Source organism: Hydrogenobacter hydrogenophilus (assembly GCF_900215655.1).
GTDB lineage: Bacteria > Aquificota > Aquificia > Aquificales > Aquificaceae > Hydrogenobacter > Hydrogenobacter hydrogenophilus.
The window spans coordinates 330,915-357,505 of the sequence record NZ_OBEN01000001.1 but is presented as its reverse complement, the minus strand read 5'-3'; the positions used below and the strand labels follow the sequence as shown (position 1 = coordinate 357,505).

The 26,591-nt window shown below is 41.1% G+C and carries 34 protein-coding genes and 2 tRNA genes; 23 read left to right on the top strand and 13 right to left on the bottom strand.

Translation table 11 applies throughout. The features are described from left to right. Window positions 1–1,521, bottom strand: a complete 1,521-nt coding sequence (locus CP948_RS02020; RefSeq protein WP_096600552.1) for a class I SAM-dependent DNA methyltransferase — start codon at window positions 1,519–1,521, stop codon at window positions 1–3. Between the two features lie 39 nt (window positions 1,522–1,560). On the opposite strand from CP948_RS02020, the gene CP948_RS02015 reads away from it, so the two are divergent. The 7 genes from CP948_RS02015 (at window position 1,561) to CP948_RS01985 (ending at window position 5,827) form a co-directional block, all read left to right on the top strand. Then, window positions 1,561–2,376, top strand: a complete 816-nt coding sequence (locus CP948_RS02015; RefSeq protein ID WP_245810053.1) for a 4-(cytidine 5'-diphospho)-2-C-methyl-D-erythritol kinase — start codon at window positions 1,561–1,563, stop codon at window positions 2,374–2,376. Beyond that, window positions 2,367–2,439: transfer RNA gene (locus CP948_RS02010), tRNA-Gln, on the top strand. Before CP948_RS02015 ends, CP948_RS02010 begins: the two co-directional genes overlap by 10 nt. A gap of 26 nt (window positions 2,440–2,465) precedes the next feature. Next, window positions 2,466–3,395 (top strand): ribose-phosphate diphosphokinase, encoded by a 930-nt coding sequence (locus tag CP948_RS02005; RefSeq protein ID WP_096600549.1) that lies wholly within the window; start codon window positions 2,466–2,468, stop codon window positions 3,393–3,395. A gap of 13 nt (window positions 3,396–3,408) precedes the next feature. Next, complete coding sequence (locus CP948_RS02000; RefSeq protein WP_096600547.1) at window positions 3,409–3,987, top strand: 50S ribosomal protein L25/general stress protein Ctc; 579 nt, start codon at window positions 3,409–3,411, stop codon at window positions 3,985–3,987. Beyond that, the gene (pth, locus tag CP948_RS01995; RefSeq protein ID WP_096600545.1) at window positions 3,987–4,559 is read left to right on the top strand and encodes an aminoacyl-tRNA hydrolase; all 573 of its coding nucleotides are present in this window, start codon (window positions 3,987–3,989) and stop codon (window positions 4,557–4,559) included. The genes CP948_RS02000 and pth overlap by 1 nt, the downstream gene beginning before the upstream one ends. Before the next feature lie 13 nt (window positions 4,560–4,572). Further along, window positions 4,573–5,184, top strand: coding sequence for a segregation/condensation protein A (locus tag CP948_RS01990; protein WP_245810052.1), 612 nt, complete (start codon window positions 4,573–4,575; stop codon window positions 5,182–5,184). Between the two features lie 7 nt (window positions 5,185–5,191). Continuing rightward, window positions 5,192–5,827 carry a class I SAM-dependent methyltransferase gene (locus CP948_RS01985; protein ID WP_245810051.1) on the top strand — a complete coding sequence of 212 codons (636 nt, stop codon included), beginning with the start codon at window positions 5,192–5,194 and terminating at the stop codon, window positions 5,825–5,827. Here the strand turns inward: CP948_RS01985 and rpmA are convergent. Genes rpmA through CP948_RS01970 form a run of 3 tightly spaced genes read right to left on the bottom strand, consistent with a single transcriptional unit; the run spans window position 5,824 to window position 6,660 of the window. Next, window positions 5,824–6,075, bottom strand: coding sequence for a 50S ribosomal protein L27 (gene rpmA / locus CP948_RS01980; protein ID WP_096600543.1), 252 nt, complete (start codon window positions 6,073–6,075; stop codon window positions 5,824–5,826). The genes CP948_RS01985 and rpmA overlap by 4 nt on opposite strands. A gap of 2 nt (window positions 6,076–6,077) precedes the next feature. After that, on the bottom strand, window positions 6,078–6,377 hold the full coding sequence (gene rplU, locus CP948_RS01975; protein ID WP_096600541.1) for a 50S ribosomal protein L21: 300 nt from the start codon (window positions 6,375–6,377) through the stop codon (window positions 6,078–6,080). Window positions 6,378–6,426: 49 nt separating this feature from the next. Then, entirely contained in the window at window positions 6,427–6,660 is a 234-nt protein-coding gene (locus CP948_RS01970; RefSeq protein ID WP_096600539.1) for an alpha-fetoprotein enhancer-binding protein, read from the bottom strand. 79 nt (window positions 6,661–6,739) lie between these two features. Here CP948_RS01970 and CP948_RS01965 point away from each other — a divergent pair, with 79 nt between their 5' ends. The 5 genes from CP948_RS01965 to CP948_RS01945 are packed head-to-tail and all read left to right on the top strand — an operon-like array spanning window position 6,740 to window position 10,857. Then, window positions 6,740–8,119, top strand: coding sequence for a phosphoglucomutase/phosphomannomutase family protein (locus tag CP948_RS01965; RefSeq protein ID WP_096600537.1), 1,380 nt, complete (start codon window positions 6,740–6,742; stop codon window positions 8,117–8,119). Window positions 8,120–8,122: 3 nt separating this feature from the next. Next, window positions 8,123–8,533, top strand: coding sequence for a molybdopterin-guanine dinucleotide biosynthesis protein B (locus CP948_RS01960; RefSeq protein WP_096600535.1), 411 nt, complete (start codon window positions 8,123–8,125; stop codon window positions 8,531–8,533). 9 nt (window positions 8,534–8,542) lie between these two features. Beyond that, window positions 8,543–9,727: a dihydropteroate synthase gene (folP, locus tag CP948_RS01955; protein ID WP_096600532.1), complete on the top strand. Its 1,185-nt coding sequence runs from the start codon at window positions 8,543–8,545 to the stop codon at window positions 9,725–9,727. Next, complete coding sequence (cdaA, locus tag CP948_RS01950; protein ID WP_096600529.1) at window positions 9,714–10,478, top strand: diadenylate cyclase CdaA; 765 nt, start codon at window positions 9,714–9,716, stop codon at window positions 10,476–10,478. Before folP ends, cdaA begins: the two co-directional genes overlap by 14 nt. Beyond that, window positions 10,471–10,857 carry a hypothetical protein gene (locus CP948_RS01945; protein ID WP_096600526.1) on the top strand — a complete coding sequence of 129 codons (387 nt, stop codon included), beginning with the start codon at window positions 10,471–10,473 and terminating at the stop codon, window positions 10,855–10,857. The genes cdaA and CP948_RS01945 overlap by 8 nt, the downstream gene beginning before the upstream one ends. Window positions 10,858–10,861: 4 nt before the next feature. Here CP948_RS01945 and CP948_RS01940 read toward each other — a convergent pair whose 3' ends face one another. Beyond that, the gene (locus CP948_RS01940; RefSeq protein WP_096600523.1) at window positions 10,862–11,206 is read right to left on the bottom strand and encodes a HesB/IscA family protein; all 345 of its coding nucleotides are present in this window, start codon (window positions 11,204–11,206) and stop codon (window positions 10,862–10,864) included. A gap of 116 nt (window positions 11,207–11,322) precedes the next feature. Between CP948_RS01940 and nuoH the strand changes: the two genes are divergently transcribed. After that, complete coding sequence (gene nuoH / locus CP948_RS01935; protein WP_096600520.1) at window positions 11,323–12,333, top strand: NADH-quinone oxidoreductase subunit NuoH; 1,011 nt, start codon at window positions 11,323–11,325, stop codon at window positions 12,331–12,333. Here nuoH and CP948_RS01930 read toward each other — a convergent pair. Continuing rightward, a complete protein-coding gene (locus CP948_RS01930) occupies window positions 12,302–12,958 on the bottom strand; it encodes a lysophospholipid acyltransferase family protein (RefSeq protein ID WP_096600517.1) in 657 nt (218 codons plus the stop codon). The two genes, nuoH and CP948_RS01930, sit on opposite strands and share 32 nt — an antisense overlap. Before the next feature lie 5 nt (window positions 12,959–12,963). Further along, window positions 12,964–14,877: a threonine--tRNA ligase gene (gene thrS / locus CP948_RS01925; RefSeq protein ID WP_096600514.1), complete on the bottom strand. Its 1,914-nt coding sequence runs from the start codon at window positions 14,875–14,877 to the stop codon at window positions 12,964–12,966. A 23-nt stretch (window positions 14,878–14,900) separates the two neighbouring features. Between thrS and murD the strand changes: the two genes are divergently transcribed. The 7 genes from murD to CP948_RS01890 all read left to right on the top strand — a co-directional run bounded on the left by murD (window position 14,901) and on the right by CP948_RS01890 (window position 19,956). Next, on the top strand, window positions 14,901–16,157 hold the full coding sequence (murD, locus tag CP948_RS01920; protein WP_096600511.1) for a UDP-N-acetylmuramoyl-L-alanine--D-glutamate ligase: 1,257 nt from the start codon (window positions 14,901–14,903) through the stop codon (window positions 16,155–16,157). Between the two features lie 30 nt (window positions 16,158–16,187). Beyond that, window positions 16,188–17,342 (top strand): ADP-forming succinate--CoA ligase subunit beta, encoded by a 1,155-nt coding sequence (gene sucC, locus CP948_RS01915; protein WP_096600508.1) that lies wholly within the window; start codon window positions 16,188–16,190, stop codon window positions 17,340–17,342. Between the two features lie 21 nt (window positions 17,343–17,363). Next, window positions 17,364–18,242 (top strand): succinate--CoA ligase subunit alpha, encoded by an 879-nt coding sequence (gene sucD / locus CP948_RS01910; RefSeq protein ID WP_096600505.1) that lies wholly within the window; start codon window positions 17,364–17,366, stop codon window positions 18,240–18,242. Between the two features lie 74 nt (window positions 18,243–18,316). Further along, window positions 18,317–18,535, top strand: coding sequence for a ferredoxin (locus CP948_RS01905; RefSeq protein ID WP_096600502.1), 219 nt, complete (start codon window positions 18,317–18,319; stop codon window positions 18,533–18,535). Then, on the top strand, window positions 18,532–18,732 hold the full coding sequence (locus tag CP948_RS01900) for a ferredoxin (RefSeq protein ID WP_096600500.1): 201 nt from the start codon (window positions 18,532–18,534) through the stop codon (window positions 18,730–18,732). Before CP948_RS01905 ends, CP948_RS01900 begins: the two co-directional genes overlap by 4 nt. Further along, complete coding sequence (locus CP948_RS01895) at window positions 18,725–19,483, top strand: MBL fold metallo-hydrolase (RefSeq protein ID WP_096600498.1); 759 nt, start codon at window positions 18,725–18,727, stop codon at window positions 19,481–19,483. The genes CP948_RS01900 and CP948_RS01895 overlap by 8 nt, the downstream gene beginning before the upstream one ends. A 62-nt stretch (window positions 19,484–19,545) precedes the next feature. Next, window positions 19,546–19,956: a YqaA family protein gene (locus CP948_RS01890; protein WP_245810050.1), complete on the top strand. Its 411-nt coding sequence runs from the start codon at window positions 19,546–19,548 to the stop codon at window positions 19,954–19,956. On the opposite strand, the gene CP948_RS01885 is transcribed toward CP948_RS01890, so the two are convergent. Further along, a tRNA-Ile gene (locus tag CP948_RS01885) sits at window positions 19,957–20,028 on the bottom strand. 61 nt (window positions 20,029–20,089) lie between these two features. Here CP948_RS01885 and CP948_RS01880 point away from each other — a divergent pair. Then, window positions 20,090–20,647, top strand: coding sequence for a Fe-S-containing hydro-lyase (locus CP948_RS01880; protein ID WP_096600494.1), 558 nt, complete (start codon window positions 20,090–20,092; stop codon window positions 20,645–20,647). On the opposite strand, the gene rimO is transcribed toward CP948_RS01880, so the two are convergent. After that, window positions 20,644–21,906 carry a 30S ribosomal protein S12 methylthiotransferase RimO gene (gene rimO, locus CP948_RS01875; RefSeq protein ID WP_096600492.1) on the bottom strand — a complete coding sequence of 421 codons (1,263 nt, stop codon included), beginning with the start codon at window positions 21,904–21,906 and terminating at the stop codon, window positions 20,644–20,646. The two genes, CP948_RS01880 and rimO, sit on opposite strands and share 4 nt — an antisense overlap. Continuing rightward, complete coding sequence (locus CP948_RS01870) at window positions 21,903–22,814, bottom strand: MBL fold metallo-hydrolase (RefSeq protein ID WP_096600829.1); 912 nt, start codon at window positions 22,812–22,814, stop codon at window positions 21,903–21,905. The genes rimO and CP948_RS01870 overlap by 4 nt, the downstream gene beginning before the upstream one ends. 42 nt (window positions 22,815–22,856) lie before the next feature. On the opposite strand from CP948_RS01870, the gene CP948_RS01865 reads away from it, so the two are divergent. Together CP948_RS01865 and CP948_RS01855 are read left to right on the top strand one after the other, a co-directional pair. Then, window positions 22,857–23,786, top strand: a complete 930-nt coding sequence (locus CP948_RS01865; protein ID WP_096600490.1) for a histone deacetylase family protein — start codon at window positions 22,857–22,859, stop codon at window positions 23,784–23,786. A gap of 213 nt (window positions 23,787–23,999) precedes the next feature. Continuing rightward, window positions 24,000–24,383 carry a lytic transglycosylase domain-containing protein gene (locus CP948_RS01855; protein ID WP_096600488.1) on the top strand — a complete coding sequence of 128 codons (384 nt, stop codon included), beginning with the start codon at window positions 24,000–24,002 and terminating at the stop codon, window positions 24,381–24,383. Here CP948_RS01855 and CP948_RS01850 read toward each other — a convergent pair whose 3' ends face one another. Genes CP948_RS01850 through dapA form a run of 3 tightly spaced genes read right to left on the bottom strand, consistent with a single transcriptional unit; the run spans window position 24,384 to window position 26,591 of the window. Then, window positions 24,384–25,298: a polyprenyl synthetase family protein gene (locus tag CP948_RS01850; RefSeq protein WP_096600486.1), complete on the bottom strand. Its 915-nt coding sequence runs from the start codon at window positions 25,296–25,298 to the stop codon at window positions 24,384–24,386. A gap of 7 nt (window positions 25,299–25,305) precedes the next feature. Then, entirely contained in the window at window positions 25,306–25,701 is a 396-nt protein-coding gene (locus CP948_RS01845) for a DUF4149 domain-containing protein (RefSeq protein WP_096600484.1), read from the bottom strand. A 2-nt stretch (window positions 25,702–25,703) separates the two neighbouring features. After that, window positions 25,704–26,591: a 4-hydroxy-tetrahydrodipicolinate synthase gene (dapA, locus tag CP948_RS01840; protein WP_096600482.1), complete on the bottom strand. Its 888-nt coding sequence runs from the start codon at window positions 26,589–26,591 to the stop codon at window positions 25,704–25,706.

Genomic DNA, 26,591 nt, shown 5'->3' with positions numbered 1-26,591 from the left:
TTAAATCTCCCATCCCAAAGCCTTAAAAACTTCCTTAACTTTTTCTGTTAAATCTTTTTCTTCTGCCAACAATTTAGAAAGCTCTTGTGAGTATCTTTTCATCTTCTCTTCAAAAGGTTCGTCTTCTTCATCAATTTTTATTCCAACATATCTCCCCGGTGTTAAAACATAACCATTTTTAGCAACTTCTTCGATTGTAGCAACTTTTGCAAATCCTACCTCGTTTATCTCTTCTTCAGGTGCTCCTTCTTCAAACATTCTAAATTTCTCAACAATTTTTTCAATATGTTCATCTGTAAATATATTTTGTTTCCTTGATATTTGTTTATATAGGTTTTTTGCATAAATAAAAAGAATTTTACCTTTCATATGTTCTGGTTTAGTTTTTCTCAAAAACCACAAAGAAGCTGGAAGGGAAACTGTATAAAACATTTTTGGTGGTGTTGCAACGATGCCGTAAATTAAATCATCTTCAATTATTTTTTTCCTAATCTCTCCCTCAATTCCACCTACTGACAAGGCACCATTTGCCATAACAAAGCCTGCTTTTCCTTCTGGTGAAAGGTGATATATATAATGTTGAATCCATACATAGTTGGCGTTATTTTCCGGTGGTAGTCCATACTTAAACCTTGGATCGTTAGGTTTAACTTTATCTCTTCCCCATTCACTATCATTAAAAGGTGGATTTGAAACCACATAATCCGCTCTTAAATCAAAAAACTTATCATCGTGATAAGAATCTCCCCATCTTATATCTCCCTCTGCACCTCTTATTGCCAAATTCATTTTACACATCTTCCATACAAATTCCTTTGATTCTTGCCCATAAATTGATAATCTTTCTCTCCCTATTCCATCTTTTTGAAGCTTTTCTAATGCAGAAACAAAAAATCCACCTGAACCACAAGCAGGATCAAAAATCCTTCCCTCTTTCACATCAAGAATTTCAACAATAAGTCTTGTTAATGAACGAGGCGTATAAAATTCTCCTCCTTTTTTCCCTTCCGATTCTGTAAATTTTCCCAAAAAATACTCATAAATCCTTCCGAAAATGTCTTTGCCTTTATGGTCATTATCAAATTCTATTTGTGAAAAAAGATTTATAAGATATGAAAGGTCATGATGGTCTAAATTTGCTTTTGTATATACCTTGGGAATAACATCTCCTAATTGTTTTGGATATTCTTTTTCAAGTGATTCAATAGCATTATCAATTATTTCTCCAATATTAGGTTTGTTTGCATTATTTTTTATATAATCCCACCTTGCCTCTTTCGGAACATATAAGACTCCTTCTGAAAGATAATAATCTTTATCTTCAAGTATCTTTTCTAAATTTGGATTATCCTTATATTCTTTTTTTAGTTGTTCTCTAACTTCTTCAAAGGCAAAGGAGATGTATCTTAAAAATAAAAGACCCAAAACTATGTACTTATACTCGTGAACTTCAACTTTTTTTCTTAACTTATCAGCTGCCTTCCAAAGCTTGTCCTCAAAAGTTAAATCTCTATCTCTCATTGAAGGAACGTATTATTATTATACCAAATGAGTAAATTTGTGATAAAACTTCTCTCCCCTGCGAAGGTGAATCTTGGGCTGTGGCTTTTGGGAAAGAGGGATGATGGCTACCATGAGATATTCACTATATATCATACTGTTTCCTTATTTGACGAGGTGTTTATAAAAGAAGGTCCTTTAAAGGTTGAAACGAGCAATAACATACCGCAAGAGGAAAATCTTGTGTATAAGGCTCTTAGGCTTATGGAAAGGCGTTTGGGTAAAGAGCTTGAGTTCAGCGTGTACATCCATAAAAACATACCACAGGGTGCTGGATTAGGTGGTGGATCGTCCAACTGCGCTTTGGTACTGAAGGCTATAAACAGTTTATTGGGTGAGCCCTTAAGCATAGAAGAGCTAAAAGAGATAGCCCAAAGTGTATCTTCCGACGCTGTATTTTTCTTATACGGTGGTACTGCAGTGGGTAGAGGTAGAGGGGAAGCAGTAGAACCTATAAGACATGTGGATTTAAAGATCACGCTCATATACCCAAATCTTCAGGTAAGCACGCGCAGAGTGTATTCCATGGTCAGTCATACATCGTTGACACCTAACTTGGATAGTGATAAAATAATACAGAGTGTATTAGAAGGCAGGTTTGAAGTTTTGGAAAACCGTTTGGGAGAACTTGCTATGGAGCTTTTTCCTGAGATGAGAGAGGTTTATAGATTTGTTGAGTACTTAGGATACAGGCCTATGATAAGTGGAAGCGGTTCTTGCATATTTTATATAGGCGAGGCTTCACAAGAGGTAAAAAAAGGTGCGCTTTTGCGTGGATGGAAGCTTTACCAAGTTAGAAGCTATGATGGGGTGTAGCTCAACTGGCAGAGCACCGGACTTTGGATCCGGGGGTTCCTGGTTCGAGTCCAGGCACCCCAGCTTTAACAACTTTATAAGGTAGAACTATGAACATAAAGCTACTTACTGGCAACAGTAATCCTAAGCTTGCAAGAGAAGTGGCAGAACACTTAGGCATACCTATATCAGATATGATAGTATCGCGCTTTAGTGATGGTGAGATAAGAGTCCAGATAAACGAATCTATGAGAGGAGAAGATGTTTTTATACTTCAGTCTCTTTGTTCACCTGTGAACGAACACATAATGGAACTTCTTTTGATCCTTGACGCTCTTAAAAGAGCTTCCGCAGGAAGAATAACTGCGGTTGTTCCCTACTATGCTTACGCAAGGCAGGATAGAAAGGACAAACCAAGGGTACCCATAAGTGCAAGGCTCTTGGCAGACCTGATAACTACTGCTGGAGCACAAAGGTTGGTAGTAGTAGATTTGCACTCTCCCCAGATACAGGGCTTTTTTAACATTCCCGTTGATAACCTTTACGCTCTTAATGTCCTTTACGAATACCTCAGGGATAAGGTGAACGAAAATACCGTAGTTGTTTCACCCGATGCTGGAGGTGTAGAAAGAGCAAGAAGGCTTGCCAACAAGCTTGGATGTGGTATAGCCATCATATACAAGAGAAGACCTGAACCCAACGTGGCGGAGGTGCTTGACCTAATAGGTGATGTGGAAGGGAAAAAGGCTATAATAATTGACGACATGATAGATACCGCAGGTACTGTGGTCTCGGCTACCAACTTGCTAATTTCAAAAGGTGCGGTAAGTGTATCCGTTGTGGCAACACACCCTGTTCTTTCCGGTCCAGCCATAGAAAGGATAAACACATCTCCCATTTCGGAAGTTGTAGTTACCAACACTATACCCACGGATAATAAGCCCTGTGATAAACTCAGAGTAGTTTCCGTAGCAGGGCTTATAGCAGAGTCCATAAAGAGAATACACGAAGGTGAATCTGTAAGCTCTCTCTTTACATAAAAGGAGGTAAGTTATGAAAAAAGTGCCACTAAAACTCATCCCAAGAAAGTTAGGGAGCAAAAGTGAGTTAAAAAGGATGAGAAAACAAGGTTATATACCCGTAGAAGTCTACGGTAAGGAAGTAGAAAACAGGCATGCTTATGTTAGCCTAAAGGACCTTATGAACTTACCTTACGGAGAAACCTTTTTAATAGAAGCGGATTTGGATGGGGAAAAAAGGGTATGTTTGCTCAAAGATATTCAGAGGGGTTATTTAGGGGATGACGCCCTTCATGTGGATTTGTACGATATATCTCACACAAGGGAAATAGAAGTGGAGGTGCCATTGGAATTTGTGGGTACCCCTGCGGGTGTAAGCTTGGGTGGAACCTTTGAAGTTATGATGCACACACTGACTATAAAAGCACCTGTGGATAATATTCCCGATAAAGTATCCGTTGATGTTAGCAGTATGGGTTTAGGGGATGTGCTTCACGTGAGGGACATACAACCTCCTGCGGGTTGTATAATAATGGATTCGCCTGAAGAGGTTGTTGCGGTAGTGCTTGAACCGGAGGTAGAGGAAACACCTACAGAAGAAACTGCATCTTGATGATAAAACTTCTGGTAGGTCTTGGAAATCCGGGTAAAAAGTACGAAAAGACTCGCCATAATGTAGGTTTTATGGTGATTGATCAGCTGGCAAAAAAGCTAAAGCTAAAAGATTACCAAGAGGAGTGTCTGTCGCATGTCTATAAGGCAAGGATAGGAGGAAGGGAGGTCCTTTTGGCAAAACCTCAGACCTACATGAATAACTCAGGCATAGCGGTAGTTAATCTTCTTGAGGAGTACGATATATCACCTGAGGAGATGATAGTTATATACGATGATATTGATCTACCTTTGGGAAGATTGAGGTTAAAGCTTGAAGGCAGTAGCGGAGGACATCACGGCGTTGAATCCATCATAAAGGAAATAAAAACAGAAAAGTTCCCAAGACTGAAAGTTGGTATAGGTAGGCCTAAAGACAAAAATCAAGTGGTTAACTATGTACTATCGCCTTTCAGCAAAGAGGAGGAGCAGATTCTTTACGCTGTTCTTGAACGCTCAAGAGAGTGCCTAATGAGGTGTATTGAATTTTCTCCAGAATACGCTATGAACTTTTGCAATGCACCCATCACTTAAAGTATCATAATAAATGATGTTAGCCTTTGAAGAAGAACACCCCTTTGCCTTAGCATATAGGTTAGTGGAGGAGGGCAGGATAGATCCTTGGAATGTAGATATAGTAGAACTTGCCAATGCATACCTTGAAGAGATAAGAAAGATTCAAGTGTTAGACATGCGTATACCCGCAAGAGCCCTAATGGCTGCCTCTTTTCTCCTGAAAAAGAAAGTAGAGGTGCTCTTTCCAGAACCAAAAAAGGCTCGCGAAAAAAAGAAAAGTTATACTCTTGAAGAAATAGTTCAGGAATTTGAGGAAAAAAAGGAAAGTTTTTTAGAACTTCCGCAACAAGTGGAAAGGGAAGAGATAAAAGAGAGAAGGTCTGTTAAAAGACAAGCGAAAAACAGGCAAAAAAAAGTGAGCATAATTCCCATACACATATCAAAATTTGAGGAAGTTTTAGAGGATATACACAGACTTATGTCTCAGGGTGTTAAGAGGTTTTCCTTGTTTGAGCTTTTTTTAGGGAAAAATTTAGCACCTTATATTATGGCTCTTATGACCCTTTACAACGATGAAAAAATAGAGCTTTATCAAGATGAGCCTTATGGTGATCTGATAGTTGAGGTTGTCAGTGGTGAGTAAAAAACTCATGAGCCAGATATTTGATGAAGTGAGCAAGCTCTATGATCCCTTTCTAAAGGCTATAACCTTTGGTGGCATAGACAGGTGGCAAAAAGCCCTCATTGAGTTTCTTGATAAAGAAGGAAATCGCCTTGATGTGGGCACTGGCACAGGAGAAGTGCTAAAAAAGTCCACAAACCGAGGACTAAAGGTAGGTATAGACTTATCTATGGGTATGCTCAAAAAGGCAAAGGATAAGTGTCCTTACTGCTATTTTTTGTTAGCTGACGCGGAAAACATGCCTTTCAAAGAACTTTCCTTCAGAACAATAACCTTATCACTGGTTTTTAGGCATATAGAAGACAAAAGGGCATTTCTCAAGGAGGCTTACAGAGTGCTTGAAGAGGGTGGACAGATAGGCATCCTTGATATAAATAAGTTTGCCGGTACCAAACTGCTGAGCTTTTTGATGAGATACCCTTTGAAACCTTTGGGGCTTTTACTGTTTGGCAGAGAAAGATGGGACTTTTTCTTACATTCCTTAGAAAACAGCCTTAGCACTCTTGAAGTAAAAAGGTATTTAGAAGGGGAGGGTTTTAGAGTTTCCCGACTTAACAGATACATGTTGGGTATTGTTTATGTACTCAGAGCTGACAAAACTTAGACAGGTATAACGCTGACGAACTTCTTGTTCCTTCTGTCTTCAAACTTCACTATGCCGTCTTTTAGCGCAAAGAGGGTAAAGTCAGACCCCATACCCACATTAATGCCTGGGTAGATCTTGGTGCCCCTCTGCCTAACTATGATACTGCCGGCTTTTACAAACTGACCGCCGTACCTTTTCACACCTAATCTTTTGGAATGACTATCTCTACCGTTCCTTGTTGAACCACCACTCGCCTTAGAAGCCATTTTTAAACCTCCTTTATCTCTTTTATAAGTATTTCAGTGAAGGGTTGTCTGTGTCCTTTCCACCTTTTGTAGTTTTTCTTAGCTCTGAACTTGAAGACTATAACCTTTTTATGTTTACCCTTCCTTAATACTTCTGCAATCACCTTTCCTTTGTAAAATTCTACGCTTCCGTCTTCTTTTTTCACCATAAGAGGTTCAAACTCTACGAGCTCTCCTTCGGAAGCCTTTATGTTCTCTATCTTCAAACGTGTACCTTCCTTTACCAAATACTGCTTTCCACCTGTTTGTATAACAGCGTACATGAGAACCTCCTTTAATAAAAACAAAGGGGGAGGTTATCCCCCGTCAGACTTACTTTTTCTCGCCAGCTGGAGGTTGTGCAGGTTGCTGTTGCTGTTGTTGCTGTTGTTCACCAGATGGTTGGGAAGGCTGCTCAGGTTGTGCTGGCTGAGCTGGTTGTGCTGGCTGAGCAGGCTGTGCTGGCTGTTCTGGCTGTGCAGGCTGTTCTGCTGGTTGTTGTTCCTTCTTCTGGCAGGATGCAAGTAATGCTACGCCAAGAACTCCGAGAGCTAAAAGCTTCCTCATTTTACTACCTCCTTTAAATTTTTATGATAGAATTATAAAATGCATTCCAATAAAAAGTCAAGATGGATATAATTAAACTATGCCTGTGAAGTTTGGTACTGATGGGTGGAGGGCTATAATAGGGGAGGACTTTACTTTTGATAATGTCAGGAAGGTAGCTTTTGCTCACGCTAAGGTTTTGGAGCGTCAGGGAAAAACAAAGGTGATCGTAGGCTACGATCACAGATTCATGTCTGAAAGGTTTGCTCAGGAGGTGTGCGGTGTTTTCAAACAGATGGGTTTTGAGGCATATATGACCAACAGGGCATGTACCACACCCATGGTTTCTTTTGCGGTCAAGTACATGGGATTTGACAATGGGGTTATGATAACTGCTTCTCACAACCCTCCTGAGTATAACGGTTATAAGATAAAGGACAGCTTTGGAGGTTCGGCAACCACTGAGTTTATAAAAGAGGTGGAGAAGGAATTTGAAAAAGCAAAAGATGTAAAAATCCAAGGTGTGAATGTAGACTACATAAATGTGTGGGGAGAGTACATAAGGAAGGTAAAAGAGCTTATAAGCCAAGAGCTTTTAAATGAAGGGGAAATACTTTTGGTGCATGATGCTATGTATGGCTCTTCTGTGAACACATACGCGCAAGTGCTTGCTGGTACTAAAGTTAGCGTGCTTCCCATAAGAGCCTACAGAGACCCTCTCTTTGGTGGTCATGCACCCGAGCCTATAGAAGAAAACCTCACTCCTCTGATGGAAAAGGTAAGGGCGGTGTCTGCAAGTTTGGGAATAGCCAACGACGGTGATGGGGATAGGATAGCTCTTGTGGACGAAAGAGGAAAATTTGTAAACTCTCAGATGGTGTATGTGCTTTTACTTTACCATTTGCTCAAGAATAAGGGCATAAGGGACGGTATAGTGGTAAAGACTGTATCCACCACTTACCTTGCGGATAGAATATGCAAAGAAGAGGGCATACAGTTAAAGGAAGTTGCGGTGGGATTTAAGAACATAAACGAGATTATTCTTAGAGAAAAAGTCATATTTGGCGGTGAAGAAAGCGGAGGATACGGAATAATAAGCTTTCTACCTGAAAGAGATGGTCTCTTTTCGGGTCTTAACATACTTGAGCTTCTGCAAATAAGCGGAAGGACACTATCAGAAATGATAGAGGAGATATTTAAAAGATACGGTAGAGCCTATTACAAAAGGTATGACCTACACGCACAAGAAGACAAGAAGAAAAAACTCTCTTGGTTGATAGATCACCCACCAGAAAAGCTACTGAGCTACAAAGTCAGAGAAATAAACACCACCGATGGGCTAAAGCTCATTTTTGAAAATGACGGATGGATACTCTTTAGGGCATCGGGTACGGAGCCTCTTATAAGAGTCTATGCGGAAATGCCAGAAGAAGATCAAACCCAAAAAGTGCTTGAAGAGGGCATAAAGCTTTTGGAATAGATCATGCCGATAGTTGTCTTTATTGCAGGCTATCACAACACGGGTAAAACCACTTTGACTGAAAAACTCTCAAAGGAACTAACCCTCAGAGGCTATCGCGTAGGCTACATAAAGCACGATCCCAAAGGTCATGGTATAACAGACAAGGAAGGGAGTGATTCCTACAGACTTTTTCAAATTCTTGATAGAGTGGCTCTTTTGGGTGCAGGCAAACTTACTCTGTGGGAGAAAACAGAAGATGATCCGCTAAAAGCGGTAGAAAGGTACTTTTCTGATTTTGATGTGGTACTGTTGGAAGGTTGGAAGTCCATAAAAGGGTTTAAAAAACTTGTGCTTGGTGATCTTGATGTGGAAGGTTTTCGCATAGATGAAAAGGTCAGTCTTGAGGAAATAATAAACTACATCTTAACTTAAACTATTATCATGCTGATAAAAAGCTTTACCGACAGAGATGCCTTTTACAGGTTTCTCAAAGAGAAGGTGGGTGTGTTCTTTAAAGAGGCAGACAGTAGAGCCTTTGAAGGGGTGTTTCGTGTTATATACTTTGAGGAAAAGAACTTAAACCCTTCTGTTATCTTTGAGTGTGCAAGGAAGTCCTGTGTTTCTGTGTTCTACAACGAAGATAGGTACGCTTTATGTGGTAGCGAGTCCAAGATAAAGGACTTTTGCTCCTGCATTGTTAAAGAAAAAAAAGATTTAGCTTTTAAAATACTTGAAAACCTCATAAACTACAGGAAAAAGTCTTTTAAACTCCAATACAACGGAAAGATACTTCCGTTGGGCATAAAAACAGCGGTAATGGGCATCCTAAACATCACACCAGACTCCTTTTCTGATGGTGGTTTGTATATGGAAGTTTCACAAGCAGTCAAGAGAGGCATTCAGATGGCTCAGGAGGGTGCGGAGATAATAGACATAGGAGGAGAATCCACAAGACCAGGCTCAGAAAGGATCAGTGCAGAAGAAGAGCTAAGGCGTATCCTTCCGGTGCTCAAAGAACTCAGAAAAGAGCTAAGCCATGTGTGGATCTCTGTAGACACATACAAAGCTAAGGTGGCACAGGTGTGTTTGGAAGAAGGTGCGGACATGATAAACGACATAAGCGGTGGCACATTTGATGAAAATATGTTTGATGTAATAGCTAAGTATAACTGCCCCTATGTGCTGGGACACACAAAAGGCAGACCAGAAGAGTGGAAAAGCATGCATATAACTTATGAGGATGTAATGGAAGAACTTATCAACTACTTTCAAGAAAGGATACAAAAGCTAAAGCAAAGGAACTATAAAGGTGATATAATAATAGACCCGTGTATAGGGTTTGGTAAGCTTCCTGAGCATAATATAGAAATACTAAAGAGATTCAGAGAGCTAAGAAGTTTTGGACGCCCCCTTTTGGTAGGAGTTTCAAGAAAGTCCTTTGTAGGACTAATAATAGAGGGGCTTTTAAGAACAAAGACAGAGCCTTGGGAGAGGCTTTACGGAAGCCTTGGTGCTATTGCATATCCGGTGATAGAAGGTGCCAACATAGTGAGGGTGCATGACGTGAAAGAAACGAAAGAATTTCTTGCTCTTCTTGATACGGTAAGAACTTATGGTGAATTTTGACTTTTTAAGATTTTTTTCCTTCAGGGATATTATTGACATATTAAGTGTCTCTTTTTTTATATATGTAGTCATACACTTTCTGAGGATAACCAAAGGTTTTCAGATACTCAAAGGTCTTGCGTTTATAGGTTTTTTCTGGGTGTTTGCAGAACTTCTCGGACTTAGGACCCTTTCGTGGATCTTTGACAAGTTTTGGACTGTAGGGCTTTTTTCCCTCGTGGTCATTTTCCAACCTGAGATAAGGAAGGCTCTATCAAGGTTAGGTCAAAAAACTCATGTAGTTAGTATAAGGTTTGTTGAAGAAAGGGTGGTGGAAAAGATAGTAAGAGCATGCAGTTTTCTGTCCGAAAGACAGATAGGAGCTTTGATAGTTATAGAAAGAGGTCAGAACATTGAAGGACTTATTGAGGGTTGTGTTGCCATAGACAGCGTAGTATCTGTTGAGCTTTTGATAACCATATTTGATCCTTTGACACCACTGCATGATGGAGCGGTGGTGATAAAGGGTGACAGAATAGCTTTTGCGTCCTGCATATTACCTCTTTCTAAATCTCCAGACCTTCCAAAAAAGTACGGAACGCGCCACAGAGCAGCTCTTGGTATAGCAGAAGAGAGCGATGCCATAGCCATAGTTGTTTCTGAAGAAACAGGAGAGATATCCGTTGCAGTGAACGAAAAGTTTTACAGAAACTTAGACCCAGAAGGGCTAAAAAACTTACTCTTTAAGGAGCTTGGTATAAACAATGCTTAAGAGGGTAATTTTGAATAATTGGCAGTACAAACTGCTGGCACTTTTCATAGGCTTTTCTCTGTGGCTTGTGGTGAATTTGGGAGTGAGAGTGCCTATAGTGGTAGAGAGGAGTATAGAAGTTATCAATGAAGATCCCAATTATACATACAAGCTTGAGAGGAAAAGGGTAAGAATAAAACTTCTGGTCATTGAGAGACTTAGCCTCAATGAGAGCATTGAAGGGGTTAAAGCACAAGTTGATGTAAAAGGCCTTGGCGAGGGAGAGTATGTGTTAAAAGTGCATGTAGAGAGTCCCTTTAAAGTTTTTGTATACCCGTCAAGTGTTGAACCAGAATATGTAAAGGTTTATGTAAGGAGAAAACCGCCACAGGGGCGGTAAGGTTTCATCCGCAGGAGAAGGAGCTTCCGCAACCGCAGGAGCCACTGACATTGGGATTCTTAATGGTAAAACCACCACCCATAAAGTCCATTACATAATCCAGCTCAGCGTTGTTCACATAGGGCATGGAGAACTGGTCTATGACCACTTTGAGCCCACCGTACTCAAACACGTGATCACCTTCTTCTATAGTGTCATCAAAGCCCATTGCGTATTGGAAGCCTGAACATCCACCTGGCACCACTCTTATCCTAAGAATGGGTTCGGTGATGTTATTTTCCTGAGCTATTCTTAGCACCTCTTGAGATGCCTTCTCTGTCACAAAGAAATTTACAGCGCTCTGTTGCATCTTACTACCTCCTACAATTTTGTTGAAGTTTTAAGATATGCAGGTTATAAAAGATTGGCAATGTGATTTACATCATTCTAAAGTGCGTGTATAATGTTTAGTAGAAGGAGTGTAGGATGATAGAGCTGTGGATAAATCTTGCAATAACATTCATAAAAGTCCTTCTTATTCTGGGTATCTTCTTAGGTTTGGGGGCGTATCTTACGTGGTTTGAAAGAAAGCTTGCAGGACATATCCAAGCTCGTATAGGACCAAAACTCGTTGGTCCTTTTGGCCTTTTACAGCCTTTGGCGGACGGTATAAAACTGCTCACCAAAGAGTCCATTATCCCAAGAAATGCAGACAAACCCGTTTATTACCTGGCTATAGTTTTATCCCTTGCACCTTCCCTTTTGCTGTTTTCTGTGATACCCTTTGGTCCAGGCTTTAGTATCTTCGGTTATGAGATAAAGCCTGTAGTGGCTGATGTGAACATAGCTCTCATATTTCTCTTTGCTATGGGATCTCTTGCAGTATACGGTACCATCTTTTCAGGGTGGGCGTCCAACTCTAAATACGCCTTTATAGGCTCTCTTAGAAAGAGTGCTGTGATGATAGCTTATGAGGTAATACTGGGCTTTTCTGTCCTTGGAGTGGTGCTTCTTGCAGGAACTATGAGTACTGTAGGTATAGTGGAGGCTCAAATAAAGAGCGGTGTTTGGTACATACTCTACCAGCCTGTTGCTTTTGTGCTCTTTCTCTTTTGTATGCTTGCAGAGTCGGGTCGTGTGCCTTTTGACATACAAGAGGCAGAAGCGGAATTAGTAACAGGCTACAATGTAGAATACGGAGGTATGCGTTTTGGTGTGTTTCCCTTAGCAGAATGGTATCTTAATGTGATGGCTCTTTCAGCCCTTGCTGTAGTGCTATTTTTGGGGGGTTGGTCAGGTCCTAACATCTTTGGTCCTTTTTCTCCCTACTTATGGTTTGTGCTGAAGATGTTCTCTTTGGTTTTCTTTGTGCTCTGGCTACACTGGACGCTACCGAGGTTTCAGGCAAGAGACATAACAGAAATAGCTTGGAAAATATTACTACCCATAGCCCTTCTTAATGTGGTTATAACAGCGGTGGTTCTGTACTTTGTTTAGATAGCTTTTTTATTTCTTCCATTATCATGTTTGACGCTACTTTGTAGCCTTTTGGATTATCTTCCAAAAAGTCGTACCTTTTGGGTTTTCCTATGAATACCCTTATGGTGTGTCCTATAGAGGGTATCTTTTTACCCCTTGGTAGAACTTTGTCTGTACCATCTATATAAACGGGTAGGACTGGTTTTTTGCTTTTAACAGCCAGCAACCCTATACCCAACTTGGGTTTTAAAAACTCACCTGGTTTTGCTCTTGTGCCTTCTGGAAATACACATAACCTACATCCTGCATGCAGAAGTTCAAGGGCAAGCTTAAGTGTCTGTAAATCTCCTACACCTCTCTTTATGGGTATGGTGGACATGTGTGGTAAAAGAATTCCTAAGATGGGTGCGCGGAATAACTCTTCTTTGGCTATAAAAGTCAGGTGTTTGGGAAAGACTGCGTTAAGCACTGGCGGATCAAGGTAGCTTCTGTGGTTGGGCGCCACTAAGTAGCTGTCTTCTGGAATGTTCTCCAAGCCGTAAGCTTTAACCTTAAAAAAGCTTCTGAATAGTGGCTTTATTACATGACAGAGAGGTACTATAAAGAGTTTTGAAAATCTGCTTAAATAACAATCGTTCTTCATGTTATCTATGGTGCTTTATTCCTTATCCTTTCTTTTAAATGTTGTATAAAATCTTCAAGGCTGATGCTACCTAAGTTCCCTTCTTTTTTACTCCTCACTGAAAGCTTGCCTTCTTGAACCTCTTTGTCTCCTATAACAACTATGTAGGGTATTTTTTGAAGTTCTGCATCTCTTACTTTGGCGTTTAGCCGTTCCTGTCTGCCATCTATCTCCACTCTCAAACCTTCTGACCTTAGTTTTACCTCAAGCTCCTTTGAATAAGGTAGGTGTTTTTCGGATATGGGTATGATCCTTACTTGCACTGGGGAGAGCCATACAGGAAGCGCACCTGCATAGTGTTCCAAAAGCACACCTGTGAACCTTTCTATAGATCCAAGGAGTGCCCTATGTATCATGTAGGGTCTGTGCCTTTTGTTATCTGGACCTACATAAGTCATGTCAAAGCGCTCAGGAAGATTAAAGTCAAACTGTATTGTAGAACACTGCCAAAGTCTCCCTATAGCGTCTCTTATCTTAACATCTATCTTAGGACCATAAAAGGCTCCTCCTCCTTCATCTATCTCGTAATCAAGATCCATAGATTCTACCGCTTTTTTGAGCGAGTTTTCTGCAAGTTCCCACTGTTCCTGTGAGCCTATGGCATCAACAGGCTTTGTGGATATGTAAACTTTAAATTCCCTAAAACCAAAGTCTCTTAGCATACAAACTGCAAACTCAAGGGTTTCGTGTATTACATCTTCTACTTGCTCTGGTGTGCATATTATGTGAGCATCGTCTTGAGTGAAGCCCCTTACCCTCATAAGTCCGTGCAAAACTCCAGACATTTCGTACCTGTAAACTGTACCAAGTTCTGCAAGCTTAATGGGTAGTTCTTTATAACTTCTAACCTTGCTTTTGTAAATGGCTATGTGGAAGGGACAGTTCATGGGTTTGACAAAGTACTCTTCGTGTTCCACCTGCATAGGTGGAAACATATTTGGTTTGTAATAGTCAAGGTGGCCACTTATTTCCCAAAGTTTTGCGTTTCCTATGTGTGGTGTATATACAAACTGATAGCCTCTTTTTTCGTGTTCTTCTTTCCAATAATCTTCAAGTACCTTTCTGTAAGTACCTCCTTTTGGTAGCCATAGGACAAGTCCCGGACCTACTGTCTCGTCTATTAGAAATATTTCAAGTTCTCTGCCGAGCTTTCTGTGATCTCTTTTCTTTGCTTCTTCGTAGAACTTCAGACGCTCTTCTAACTCTTTGTGATCCCAAAAGGCTATACCGTATATTCTCTGTAGCATGGGTCTTTTGGCATCTCCCATCCAATAAGCACCACTTATGTGGGTTAGCTTAAAAGCACCTGCCATACCTGTAGAAGGTATGTGGGGACCTCTGCAAAGGTCTACAAAATCGTCCTGCTCATATACAGATATAACATCATCTGGGCTTATACGCTGGATTATTTCTAATTTGTACTTTTCTTTAAGCTTTTCAAAGAGCTTTTTGGCTTCTTCTCTGTCTATCTCCCTTCTAAGTATGGGATAATTTTTTTGTATTATCTCCTTCATCTTCTCCTCTATCTTTGGAAGGTCATCCTCGCTGAGTCTTATACCCTCTATCTCTACATCGTAATAGAACCCTTCTTCTGTAGTAGGTCCAACTCCCAAATGAACCTTATCTTTTCCGTAAATTTCCTTAAGAGCCTGAGCCATGATGTGTGCCAAGGAATGTCTGAGGATCTCTAAGCTTTCCGGATCACCTTTATAAATGGGGATTATTTTGGCTGAGCTTCTTATGGGTGTCTGGAGGTCGTATATTTTACCGTTTACTTTACCGCCTATGGCACCTTCTATTTGTGCCATCTTGTATATATCACCTAATGTGGTCCCTTCTTCAACCTGAAAAACCTTACCTTCTACTTCTACGCTTATCATGGTAATATAGTATACACAAACTTATGAAACGTGTGCTCGTATGGGGACTTGGTGTAAGCGGAAGATCTGCTGTAGAACTTCTCAAAGCTAAAAACTACGAAGTCTACGCAGGTGATGATAAAGATGGTACGGATTTTAGGCAGTATCTTGATCTGGTAGATACCGTAGTGCTATCACCGGGCATACCTCCACACCATCCCCTTTGGTTGTCAGCTCAGAAAAGGAATATAGAAGTTATAGGTGAACTTGAGCTGGCTTATAGATTCTTTAAAGGAAAAGCTATTGCTATTACAGGCACTGATGGAAAATCAACCACCACAAGGATGACATACCTTATACTCAAAGAACATTTGGGAAATGTATGTGAAGGAGGTAATATAGGAACACCCTTTTCCCAGATAGTTTTAAAAAATCCATCGTGCCTTGCTGTGCTTGAAGTATCCTCCTTTCAGGGTAAAACTCTAAAGACCTTCAGACCGCACGGTGGAGCCTTTTTAAACTTTTCTCGGGATCACTTAGATTGGCACAAAGACCTTGAGGACTACCTTCAGAGTAAGTACAACATCTTTAGGAATCAGCAAAAGGAAGACTTTATCGCGCTTTATTCAGAACAGAAACAGGTGCTCAGCACTCCCACAAGGGCAAAAAAGTATCTTTTTGGTTCAGAAGATGCACACGGTTTTATAAAAGACGGTAAAGCTTATTTCATGGATGAAGAGCTTTTTGAAGTAAGTAAGTTAAAAGTCTTTGGATATCACAACTATATGAACGCTCTTGCAAGTGCCATCATGTGCAGGCTTATGGGTGTGCCTACTGATACCATAAGAAAAGTTCTTTACGAGTTTTCTGGATTACCTTTCAGGCTTGAGTTTTTGGGAGAGTGGAAAGGTGTTAAGGTTTTTAACGATTCAAAAGCTACAACTGTAAACGCTTTGAGATCTGCATTAAGAAACATGCCAGACAAAAGGGTCATACTTATAGCAGGTGGGAAAGATAAAGGAGGAGACTTTGAAAGCCTTTATCATCTTGTTGCTCAAAAGGTAAAGATAGCTGTACTTATAGGTGAAGCAAAAGACAAGATATTTCAAGCTTGGAAAGGAGCTGTTAAGATTGAGAAGGCAGATAGCTTAGAAACTGCGGTAAAAATGGCAAAGGCTTACTCTCAGAGTGGTGATGTTATCCTTTTTTCTCCCGCCTGCGCTTCCTTTGATATGTTCAGGGACTATGTGGAGAGGGGGGAGAGGTTTAAAGAATTGGTCCATTCTCTGTTTTCTGTATAATTTTTTCTTAAACTTGACGGAGGTTTGTGGATGAAACTGCACGAACATCAGGCAAAGGAGCTTCTAAAAAAGTATGGGCTTCCTGTTCCAGAAGGAAGGGTAGCCTTTTCTTTAGAAGAAGCCATACAGAGCGCAGAAGAGCTTGGAGAGTATCCTTTAGTGGTAAAGGCTCAAGTGCATTGTGGAGGGAGAGGTAAAGCGGGAGGTGTAAAGCTCGTAAGAAATCAGGAGGAGCTAAAGCAGGCAGTAGAAGGTATGTTGGGAAAAGTATTAAAAACCTTCCAGTGTCCAGAAGGAAAGCTCGTGAGCAGAGTTTGGATAGAAAAAGCAACTAACATACAAAAAGAGTATTACCTTTCTATAACCCTTGACAGAGCGCTGTCAAAACCAGTTCTTATGGCTTCTGCGGAAGGTGGTATGGAGATAGAAGAGGTGGCAAAGGAAAAACCAGAAGCCATACACATGCTCCACATAGACCCTGCTTTGGGGCTTATGCCTTCTCAGGCAAGAAGGATAGCCTTCAAGCTGGGACTTCCTGTGAATGAATTTGTCAAGATAGCGTTAGCCTTATATAGAGCTTACATGGACTTAGATGCAAGCCTTGTGGAGATAAACCCTCTGGTGCTCACAAAAGAAGGAAACCTTATCTTGCTTGACGCAAAGGTAGAAATAGATGACAACGCTCTAATAAGACACAAAGACCTGGAAGAGTTAGAGGACCTTACACAGCTTGATCCCCTTGAAGTAGAAGCCAAACGCTACAGTCTCAACTACATAAAACTTGAAGGCAACATAGGATGTATGGTAAACGGTGCTGGTCTTGCCATGACTACTATGGACATAATAAAGCTGGCAGGTGGAGAGCCTGCTAATTTTCTTGATGTGGGAGGTGGAGCTAATGTGGAGCAGATAGCCAACGCTTTTAGGATACTCATGGCAGACCAGAATGTAAAGGCTGTATTTATAAACATATTTGGTGGCATACTCAGATGTGACAGACTGGCTCAGGGGCTTATAGAGGCAGCAAAGATGGTGCAAATAAAAGTACCGGTAGTTGTCCGAATGGAAGGTACAAATGTGGAAGAAGGTAGAAGACTTCTTGCTCAGTCAGGTCTTAACTTCATTAACGCTGAAGATATGTGGGACGGAGCTAAGAAAGCTGTAGAACTGGCAAGCAGGAGTTAAATCAAGGATTGGAGGTATAACATGTCTATATTGGTAAACAAAGATACAAAAGTGGTAGTTCAGGGTATCACTGGAAAGGAAGGGTCTTTTCACGCTCTGCAATGTAAAGCTTACGGTACAAAAGTTGTGGCTGGCGTCACACCGGGCAAAGGCGGTCAGAAGGTAGAGGACATACCTGTCTTTAACACTGTAGAAGAAGCGGTAAAAGAGACAGGTGCTAACTGCTCTTTGATATTTGTACCTCCTGTCTTTGCAGGTGATGCCATAGTGGAAGCCTTAGATGCAGGCATAGAGCTTGTAGTTTGTATCACAGAAGGTATTCCCGTCAAGGACATGATGCAGGTAAAGGACTACATGAAAAAGAACTATCCTAACGCAAGGCTGATAGGTCCCAACTGCCCTGGAGTTATAACTCCTGATGAAGCCAAAGTAGGCATAATGCCTGGACACATATTCAAAAGAGGTAGCATAGGTATAGTATCAAGGAGTGGAACTCTGACTTACGAAGCTTCTTATCAGCTCACACGCTACGGACTTGGTCAGTCCACTGCGGTAGGAATAGGTGGAGACCCAGTGCATGGGCTCTCTCACAAGGATGTTATAGCTATGTTCAATGAGGACCCAGAAACAGAAGCCATTCTCATGATAGGGGAAATAGGTGGCACTGCAGAGGAAGAAGCGGCTGAGTATATAAAAAACCATGTGAGGAAACCAGTATTTGCATACATAGCGGGTATTACCGCACCACCCGGCAGGAGGATGGGACACGCAGGAGCTATAATAAGTGGAGGCAAGGGAACAGCTCAGGCTAAGATGTCTGCATTAAAAGATGCAGGAGTAAATGTTATAGAGAACCCTGCCTTCATAGGCAAAACTGTGTACGAGTTTTTGCGCACATGATTTAGGATATATTGATGTTTTAAATATGTGTTATATTTTAATAACCTAAAACTTTGTTTAAGGAGGTAAGTAGTATGGCACTTAAAACAAGAGTTGATCCAGATACTTGCACTGCTTGCGAGCTATGCTACGATAGAGTTCCTGAGGTTTACAAAAACAGGGGCGATGGCATAGCGGAAGTTGTAAGCCCTGGACCTGACGGTTGGATGATAGTCCCTGCAGAGTTGGAGCAGGAAGTTAAAGAAGTCACAGACGAATGCCCCAGCGGTTCCATCATAACAGAGGAAGCATGAGAATCCTTATTGATATAGATACATGCACAGCCTGTAGGTTGTGCTACGATATGCTACCGCAAGTATTTGCTGATAGAGGTGATGGCATACCCATAGTCTGGCTTAGGGTTAAGATAGATGATCCTTTGAAATCCTCTCTACGGGAGGTAGCAGAAAGCTGTCCCAGTAGCTCCATACAGTTAGAAGAGGTTGGATAAGATACTTTTCTTAGGAACCGCAGGAGGTAGAGCAAGCACTTTTAGAAGGATAAGAAGGTCTGGTGGTATGCTAATGCACCTATCGGGAAGGTGGGTGCATGTAGACCCCGGACCTGGCGCTTTTGTTTACCTTCACGAGAGAGGATTTGACCCAAGAGCTTTGGATTTGATAGTACTATCACACATACACTTAGATCACTCTGCGGATGTAAATTCCCTCATAGAAGCGTCAACAGATGGTGGAAAAAGAATTCACATAGCTCTATTTGCACCAAGATCTGCTTTTGAAGGAGAAGACAGAGTAATTCTGCCTTACTTGAGGAAGAGACTTGCCTTTGAGGCTTTTCTTGAAGAAGGCAGAACCTTTGAGTATATGGGTATAAAAGTAAAAGCGGTTATGAAACATAGGCATCACAACACAGAAACTTACGCTCTTTTGCTCAATGACAAAGTGCTTTATGTATCGTGCGCTATGTTTGAGGACAAGATGCTGAGCCTATACCCAAGAAATGTACAGGTCATGATCATAAACACTACCCTTTACAACAAAAGGGAAAACATAGAACACCTTTCTGTAGAAGATGCTATTAAACTTATAAGAGGCTTGCATCCTCAAAAAGCTATCCTTACCCACTTTGGTTATGAATTCCTAAAAAATCATGATCCTCAGGAGGTGGCAGACTACATAACCTCGTTAACAGGTGTAAACACCGTATCCGCTTTTGACAATATGGAGGTTTATTTACATTGATAGAGCAATTTTTCCCTGAGCTTAAACGGTACGCTCAAGAGTTTGTTAGCCAATATGGGTATATGGCTATATTTCTTATATCCTTTACTGAATCTCTGTTTCAACCCATACCTCCGTATCCCTTTATTGTAAGCGCACCCCTGTTTAAGCTAAATACATATGTGGCAGGTTTTGTAGCTTTCGCAGGAAATATTCTTGGTGCTTTGGTGGCTTACTATCTTGCGAGTTTCTTTGGAGAGGCTTTTGTAAAACGCCTTTTGGGCGAGAAGCTTTACCTAAAGGGAGAGAGCATATTCAATAAGTACGGGTTTTTTGCGGTCATAGTAGGAGAACCTTATAAGCTAGTCTGTTGGCTTTCTGGCATATTCAAGATGCCTGTAATGACTTTCCTTATTGCAAGCGCCATAGCAAGAAGTTTAAGGATCTCTGCTTTTGTCTTTTTTGGAAATCTTTTGGAAAAGTTCCTTCATTAGTGGGCGCGGGAGGACTCGAACCCCCAACCGGGCGGTTATGAGCCGCCCGCTCTGCCATTGAGCTACGCGCCCTAACAATCTAATATTATAAAACATTTTTGGCATTTTGCAGGGTTTATAATACAATAATGTTATGGAAAAAAGGCTCTTTACTCCTTTAACGGACCAAGTTATAGAAGAGCTCAGGGCAGGTGATAAAGTACTGCTAAACGGCTACATATATACCGCAAGAGATGCAGCTCACAAAAGGATGGTTGAGGCTATAAGCAGAGGAGAAATGCCACCTTTTGATATGAAGGGACAAGTTATATACTATGTGGGACCTACCCCACCCAAACCCGGACAAGTGATAGGGTCAGCAGGACCCACCACAGCCATTAGAATGGACAAGTATGTGGAACCTCTTTTAAAGTTAGGACTAAAGGGTATGATAGGCAAAGGATACAGAAGCCCGCAGGTAAAGGAGCTTCTCAAAAAATACAAAGCGGTTTACTTTGCTGCTGTTGGTGGTGTTGCTGTTCTGCTGGCAAAAAGTATAAAGTCCTCTGAGGTAATAGCGTATGAGGACTTAGGCACAGAAGCTATAAGGAGGCTCTATGTAGAAGACTTTCCTGTGATAGTGGCTAACGACATATACGGCGGAGATGTGTTTGAGGAAGGAAGAAAAAAGTTCGCTCGTATTGATATCTAAAGGCACTGCGCTACAAGGTCGTAATCCTTAGCTTGAGTGATCTTTACCGTGATTACCTCTCCAGGCTTTAGCTGTTTTTCTGCCTCTATGTAAGTAATGCCGTCAACTTCAGGAGCCTGTGCGTAAATCCTCCCTACTGGCACTATGCCAAGCTCTTCGTCAAAGCCATCTACTAAAAGGTCAAGGGTTTTCCCTACAAGGTCAAGATTCTTTTTGTAAGTTATATCTTTCTGTACCCTTAAAAGCTCTTCCTTTCTGTTTTCTTTCTCTTGCATGGGTATAGGATCTCCCAAGGCATAGGCATGAGTATTCTCCTCCTGATAGTAAGTGAATACCCCCACCCAATGGAAGTGTCCTTCCTGCACAAAATCCAAAAGCTTTTGAAAGTCCTGCGCAGTTTCAGAAGGGTAGCCCACTATGAAGGTAGTTCTCAAAACAGCATGGGGTAATACCTTCATCACCTTATCTAAGAATTTCCTTACAAAGTTCTCATCGTAGCCTCTTCTCATGCTCTTTAGCACATCTGTGGATATGTGTTGAAGGGGAATATCCAGGTAAGGAATTACCTTTTCCGAATCTGCCATGTAATAAAGAAGCCCATCTTCTACCTCTGTGGGGTAAAGATAGAGCAATCTTATCCACTTTACGCCTTGTACTTTCTCAAGCTCCTGCAGAAGTTTTATAAGATGAGCTTTACCGTATATGTCCCTGCCGTAGTAAGCAGTATCCTGAGAAACTATGCATAACTCTTTTACACCTTGGTCTGCCAGATATTTGGCTTCCTCAACGATCTCTTCTATGGGTCTTGATCTGTGCCTTCCTCTTATGATGGGTATTGCACAAAAAGAGCAGAGCCTGTTGCATCCCTCAGATATTTTAAGGTATGCATAAGATTTTGGCGTGGTAAGGATTCTTTTGATATCCTCTTTTGGCTTGAGCCTTAGAAACTCTAATATGGAATCCCAGCTTTCTGTGCCAAAGTAAGCGCTAACCTCTGGTATCTCCTTTTGGAGCTCCTCCTTGTACCTTTGGACTAAGCAACCCATTACTATCACCTTCTTCTTTTCCGCAAACTCCAGTATGGTGTCTATGGATTCTGCTTTTGCCGGCTCTATAAAACTGCAGGTGTTTATGATGATCACATCTGCCTTTTTGGGATCACTTACAATAACAGCACCGCTTGATTTGAGCTTACCAAGGAGAACCTCTGTATCTACAAGGTTCTTGGCACATCCTAAGCTTATTACACCTACTTTCATGGCTCTAAATCCAGTTCGCTATCTACTTTAAATATGTTGGCGTTATGAAACTGCCCATACATAGCGTCTGACTTGTAAGGAGAATCTTGCAAGGCAGTTTTTATCTCATCTATGAACTTGCCCTCTTCCTTCATCTTCTTTATGTTTTGCCTAAGATATGTAATGTAGCCCAAGGTATAGTCTATAGCGCTTTTGTCCATGGGATCGTTATGTCCTCCTAAGATAATTCTTATGTCCATGTTCTTCATCTTTTTCAATGCCTCTTCCCACCCTTTGGAGCTTGCATTTCTATCTGCCATAAAGGGTATGCGCTTCTGATACACCAGATCGCCAGCAAACAGCACCTTCCTTTTTGGCATATACACCACTATATCACTGTTGGTATGCGCGGGTGTCATGGAGATAATTTCAAATTCCTCACTGCCCACCTTTAGCTTTTTATAGTCATCTACCACTATGTCTGGTTCTACTAGCAAGACACTTTTATACAACCCCCCAAAGTTTTTGTTTGCCTCCTCAAGTATGGACTTTGCCATCCCGCTTTTGTAAAGCTCATAAAGTCCTCTGTGTGCTATAATTTTTGCACCAACATCTTTAAAAGTTTGAGCTCCGTACCAATGATCAGGGTGGTAGTGGGTTATGATGGCATACTTGACAGGAGCTTTCTTTACCCTGTACATCTGCTCAAGTAATTTTTTGGAAAGCTCGGGTGTGGAGAGAGTGTCTATTACTACCCATCCCTCTTTTGTCAGGATTGCGTATGCGTTGGACACAAAACCCTTATTTTCCAAAGATGGTAGCTCATCCACACCCCTGACCATGTAGATGTTGTCTTCTACCTTTTTGAGGTTCATCTCCTTAGACAATCCAAAAACAAAAAGTAAAAGCAAAAACGCTAAAGCCCTCATACCTTCATAATATAGCACAGGATCTTGTATAATCTTTTTCCTATGAGGACAGGTTTTGTTTACGATGACATATACCTCAGACACAACTGGAAAAACCATCCAGAAAACATGGACAGACTCATAAGCATAATTCAAGAGCTGGACAGAAATAACTTGTTCAAAAGCTTAAAAAAGATAAAACCCAGGAGGGCAAAGGTAGAAGAAGTGGCTCTAAATCACGACCTTGCTTACATACAGGAGGTGCATGACTTTTGTCAAGCTGGCGGGGGTTATCTGGACCCTGACACTTACGCAGTCCCTGATTCTTACGAAACCGCTCTTTACGCAGTGGGAGGGGTTCTTGAAGGTATAGATAAACTCATTGAAGGTGAGGTAGATACGGTGTTTTGTGCCATAAGACCTCCAGGTCATCATGCGGAGCGTGCAAAGGCTATGGGCTTTTGCCTTTTTAACAACATAGCTGTAGGTGGATGGTATCTTCTCCAAAAGGGGTTCAAAAGGGTGTTCATCATAGATTTTGATGCTCATCACGGAAATGGCACACAAAAGAGCTTTTACGAAGAGGACAGGGTTTTTTACTTTTCCACTCACGAGTATCCTTTTTATCCCGGCACTGGTTCTGACAAGGAAAGAGGTGCAGGCAAAGGACTGGGCTACACTTACAATGTACCTCTCAGCGCAGGTGCTGGTGATGATGAGTACAAAGAGATATACGGAAAACTTCTGCCTGACCTTGTCAAACAGTTTAACCCCGAGTTTGTGCTAGTATCAGCCGGTTATGACATACACAGAGATGACCCTTTGACCTATCTAAATGTTAGCACAGAAGGAGTGAGGAACATAGTCAGAAGCATTCTCAATGTATGCAAAGAGCTAAAAGTCCCATCTTTGTTTGCTCTTGAAGGAGGATACCATCTTAAGGCACTTGCAGAGTGTGTTAGAATAACCTTGGAGACTATGTTGGAGGTTTAATTTGGCGTGTTAAGCAAACTGTGGCAAGTTTTTTCTTTCCTTTTAGTGGTTTATGGCTTTTATCTTCTCTTTCTTTTCTTGCTTGACACATTCTTGAGGATAAACAAGGTTATAGCACTGCCTGCATCTGCGTTTATTACTCTGTTGCTGGTTGCCTTTGTTATCATCTTTTGGATAAAGAAGAGACGATTACCGTTATAGAATAGTACCCAGATGTTTGAGCTGTCTGTTTGTTTTGACAAAGCTTCTCAAGAAATGCAGGTAAATAAAAAACTGCTTGTAGTAATAGCTTACGTGGAAAGTGGGTTAAGGCATAACGCACTAAATAGGAATTCCAACGGAACTTACGATATAGGTATAATGCAGGTAAATTCATCTAACATACCTAAGCTCAAGAGGGTAGGTATCATAGAAAAAGAAGAGGACCTTTGGGACATTTGTAAGAACATAAGAGCGGGAGCTTACATACTTAAGGAATGTATAGCTAATCATGGCTTTAACTGGAAGGCTGTGGATTGCTACAACAAAGGTAAAAAGGCAAAGGATATAAGCACCTATGTATGGAAAGTGTATAAGGTACTGAGTGCTTACAGATGATTATCTTTCCCTTTTTACAATAGAGATAATGAGGGGTGAGAGAATTTCTACAGCATCTTTCCCAGCTATTCTGTAAAGATCCTCTAAGGCTTGATCTGTTTCTACCTTCGCCTTCCTGTATGTGTTTTCAACTCCACCTAACTCTATCACTTTCTGCCTGAGCCACGTAGTGTCGCGGTTCTTCAAAAGGTTTTTCACATTTTTTATGTCAAGTTTGTCTAGCACGCTTATGAGAGGATAGGTACATTTACCTTCTTTGAGATCATTACCTACAGGTTTACCTAACTTTTCCTGAGAACCTACATAGTCTAAAGCGTCGTCAACGAGTTGGAAAGCTCTACCTATCCTGACGCCTATACGGTAAAACTCTTCGTAATCTTCCCTTCCCGCCATTAGAGCTCCTACTGCCATGCTGGCTCCAAAGAGCACACCCGTTTTTTTATCTATTATGTCAAAGTAAGTTCTTTCATCTATAACATTTTCTATACTTTTGAGCTCAAGCACCTGTCCCTGAGCCATATCCATAACCGCTTTACTCACTATCTGTATACTTTTCATGTCGCCATACACTGAATACAACCAAAGAGCCTTAGCGTACATGTAATCGCCAGTCAGAACGCACATCTCGTTTCCAAAAACTAAGTTAGCGGAAGGTTTACCCCTTCTTGTGTCCGCACCATCAACTACATCATCGTGAAGCAAAGATGCCACATGTATGTACTCTATACCCACAGCTAAGGGATGTACTTTACTATCATCCCCACCCAAAGCTATACAGGTAAGTAAGGTAAGGATAGGTCTTATCCTCTTACCACCAGAAGATACTATATAGTTGCCTACTTGTAAAACCTCTCTCACTTCTGGGTCAAGATGTCTTACAAGCTCTCCTTCTATCACTTTTAGTAGTCGCTCCATCTTATACCTACAAAATCAAATACAGTTTTATACACAGAACAAACACTAAAAGTAAGTGAATTAGATTTAGAACCATGGAAATGCCATGCCACCTCATGAATGTCTCATAGTCTGTAAATTTAAAATGGTGCGATATAGGAAGCACATAAAACTCTTGAAAGGCAAGGATAATAAGGTTAAGGATCATAACAATGACCACCCATTTGCCCAACCTAAAGCCTAAAATCAAGGAAAGCGAACCCAAAATTAAGCCTAAACCAAAGTATACAGGAAACACCTTTTCTACTACCCTTCCTGCGTATTCCTTTTCAAGAACTTTAAAAAGTAGTGGTGCTAAATAAAAGCTAAAGAATGTCCCAAGACCTAAATAAAAGGCATTTAGGAAAAGCAAGAGTTTTGCCATTTTTACTCCCTTACCACGGGAAGACCGTACTTTTTGAGAGTTTCTATAAGCTTTTTCTCGTTCTCTGGTTTCATCTCACAAAGGGGTAGTCTGAACTCTTTTTCACACATACCAAGAGCCCAGCATGCGGTCTTTATAGGGATAGGGTTAGTTTCTATAAAAAGTATTTTAAAAAGTTCAAACAGATAGAGATGTAGTTCCAAAGCCTTCTTGAAGTCTCCTTTGAGTGCATAATCCACCATGTTCTTTACTTCTACAGGTACTATGTTGTTAGCTACGGATATGACACCTTTTGCACCGAGAGCCATCATGGGAAGCGTAAGAGAATCATCACCAGAAAGTACCACAAAGTTGTCTCCCAAAAGTCTCATCAGTTCAGATATCCTATCCATGTTTGGTGTTGATTCTTTTGTGCCTACTATGTTGGGGCAGTCTTTAGCAAGCCTGTATACTGTTTCTGGAGCTATCTCCACACCAGTCCTTGAAGGTATGTTATAAAGGATTATGGGAATATCTACCTCGTCCGCTATGGTTTTAAAGTGTCTGTATATACCCTCCTGAGTAGGCTTGTTGTAATAGGGAACAACAGACAAACAGGCATCTGCACCCACGCGCTTTGCATAAGCGGTAAGCTCTATAGCTTCGTGTGTAGCGTTTGCTCCTGTTCCCGCTATAACCTTTATCCTTCCCTTTGCACGCTTTACTACATACTCAACCACTTTTTCGTGTTCCTCAAAAGTAAGGGTTGCTGATTCACCTGTGGTACCACACACAACCAATGCATCAGTACGGTTATTTATGTGAAACTCAACGAGCTGATCTATGGAAGCGTAATCCACCTCTCCATCTTTGAACGGAGTTATAAGAGCAACCATTGATCCCTGAAACAT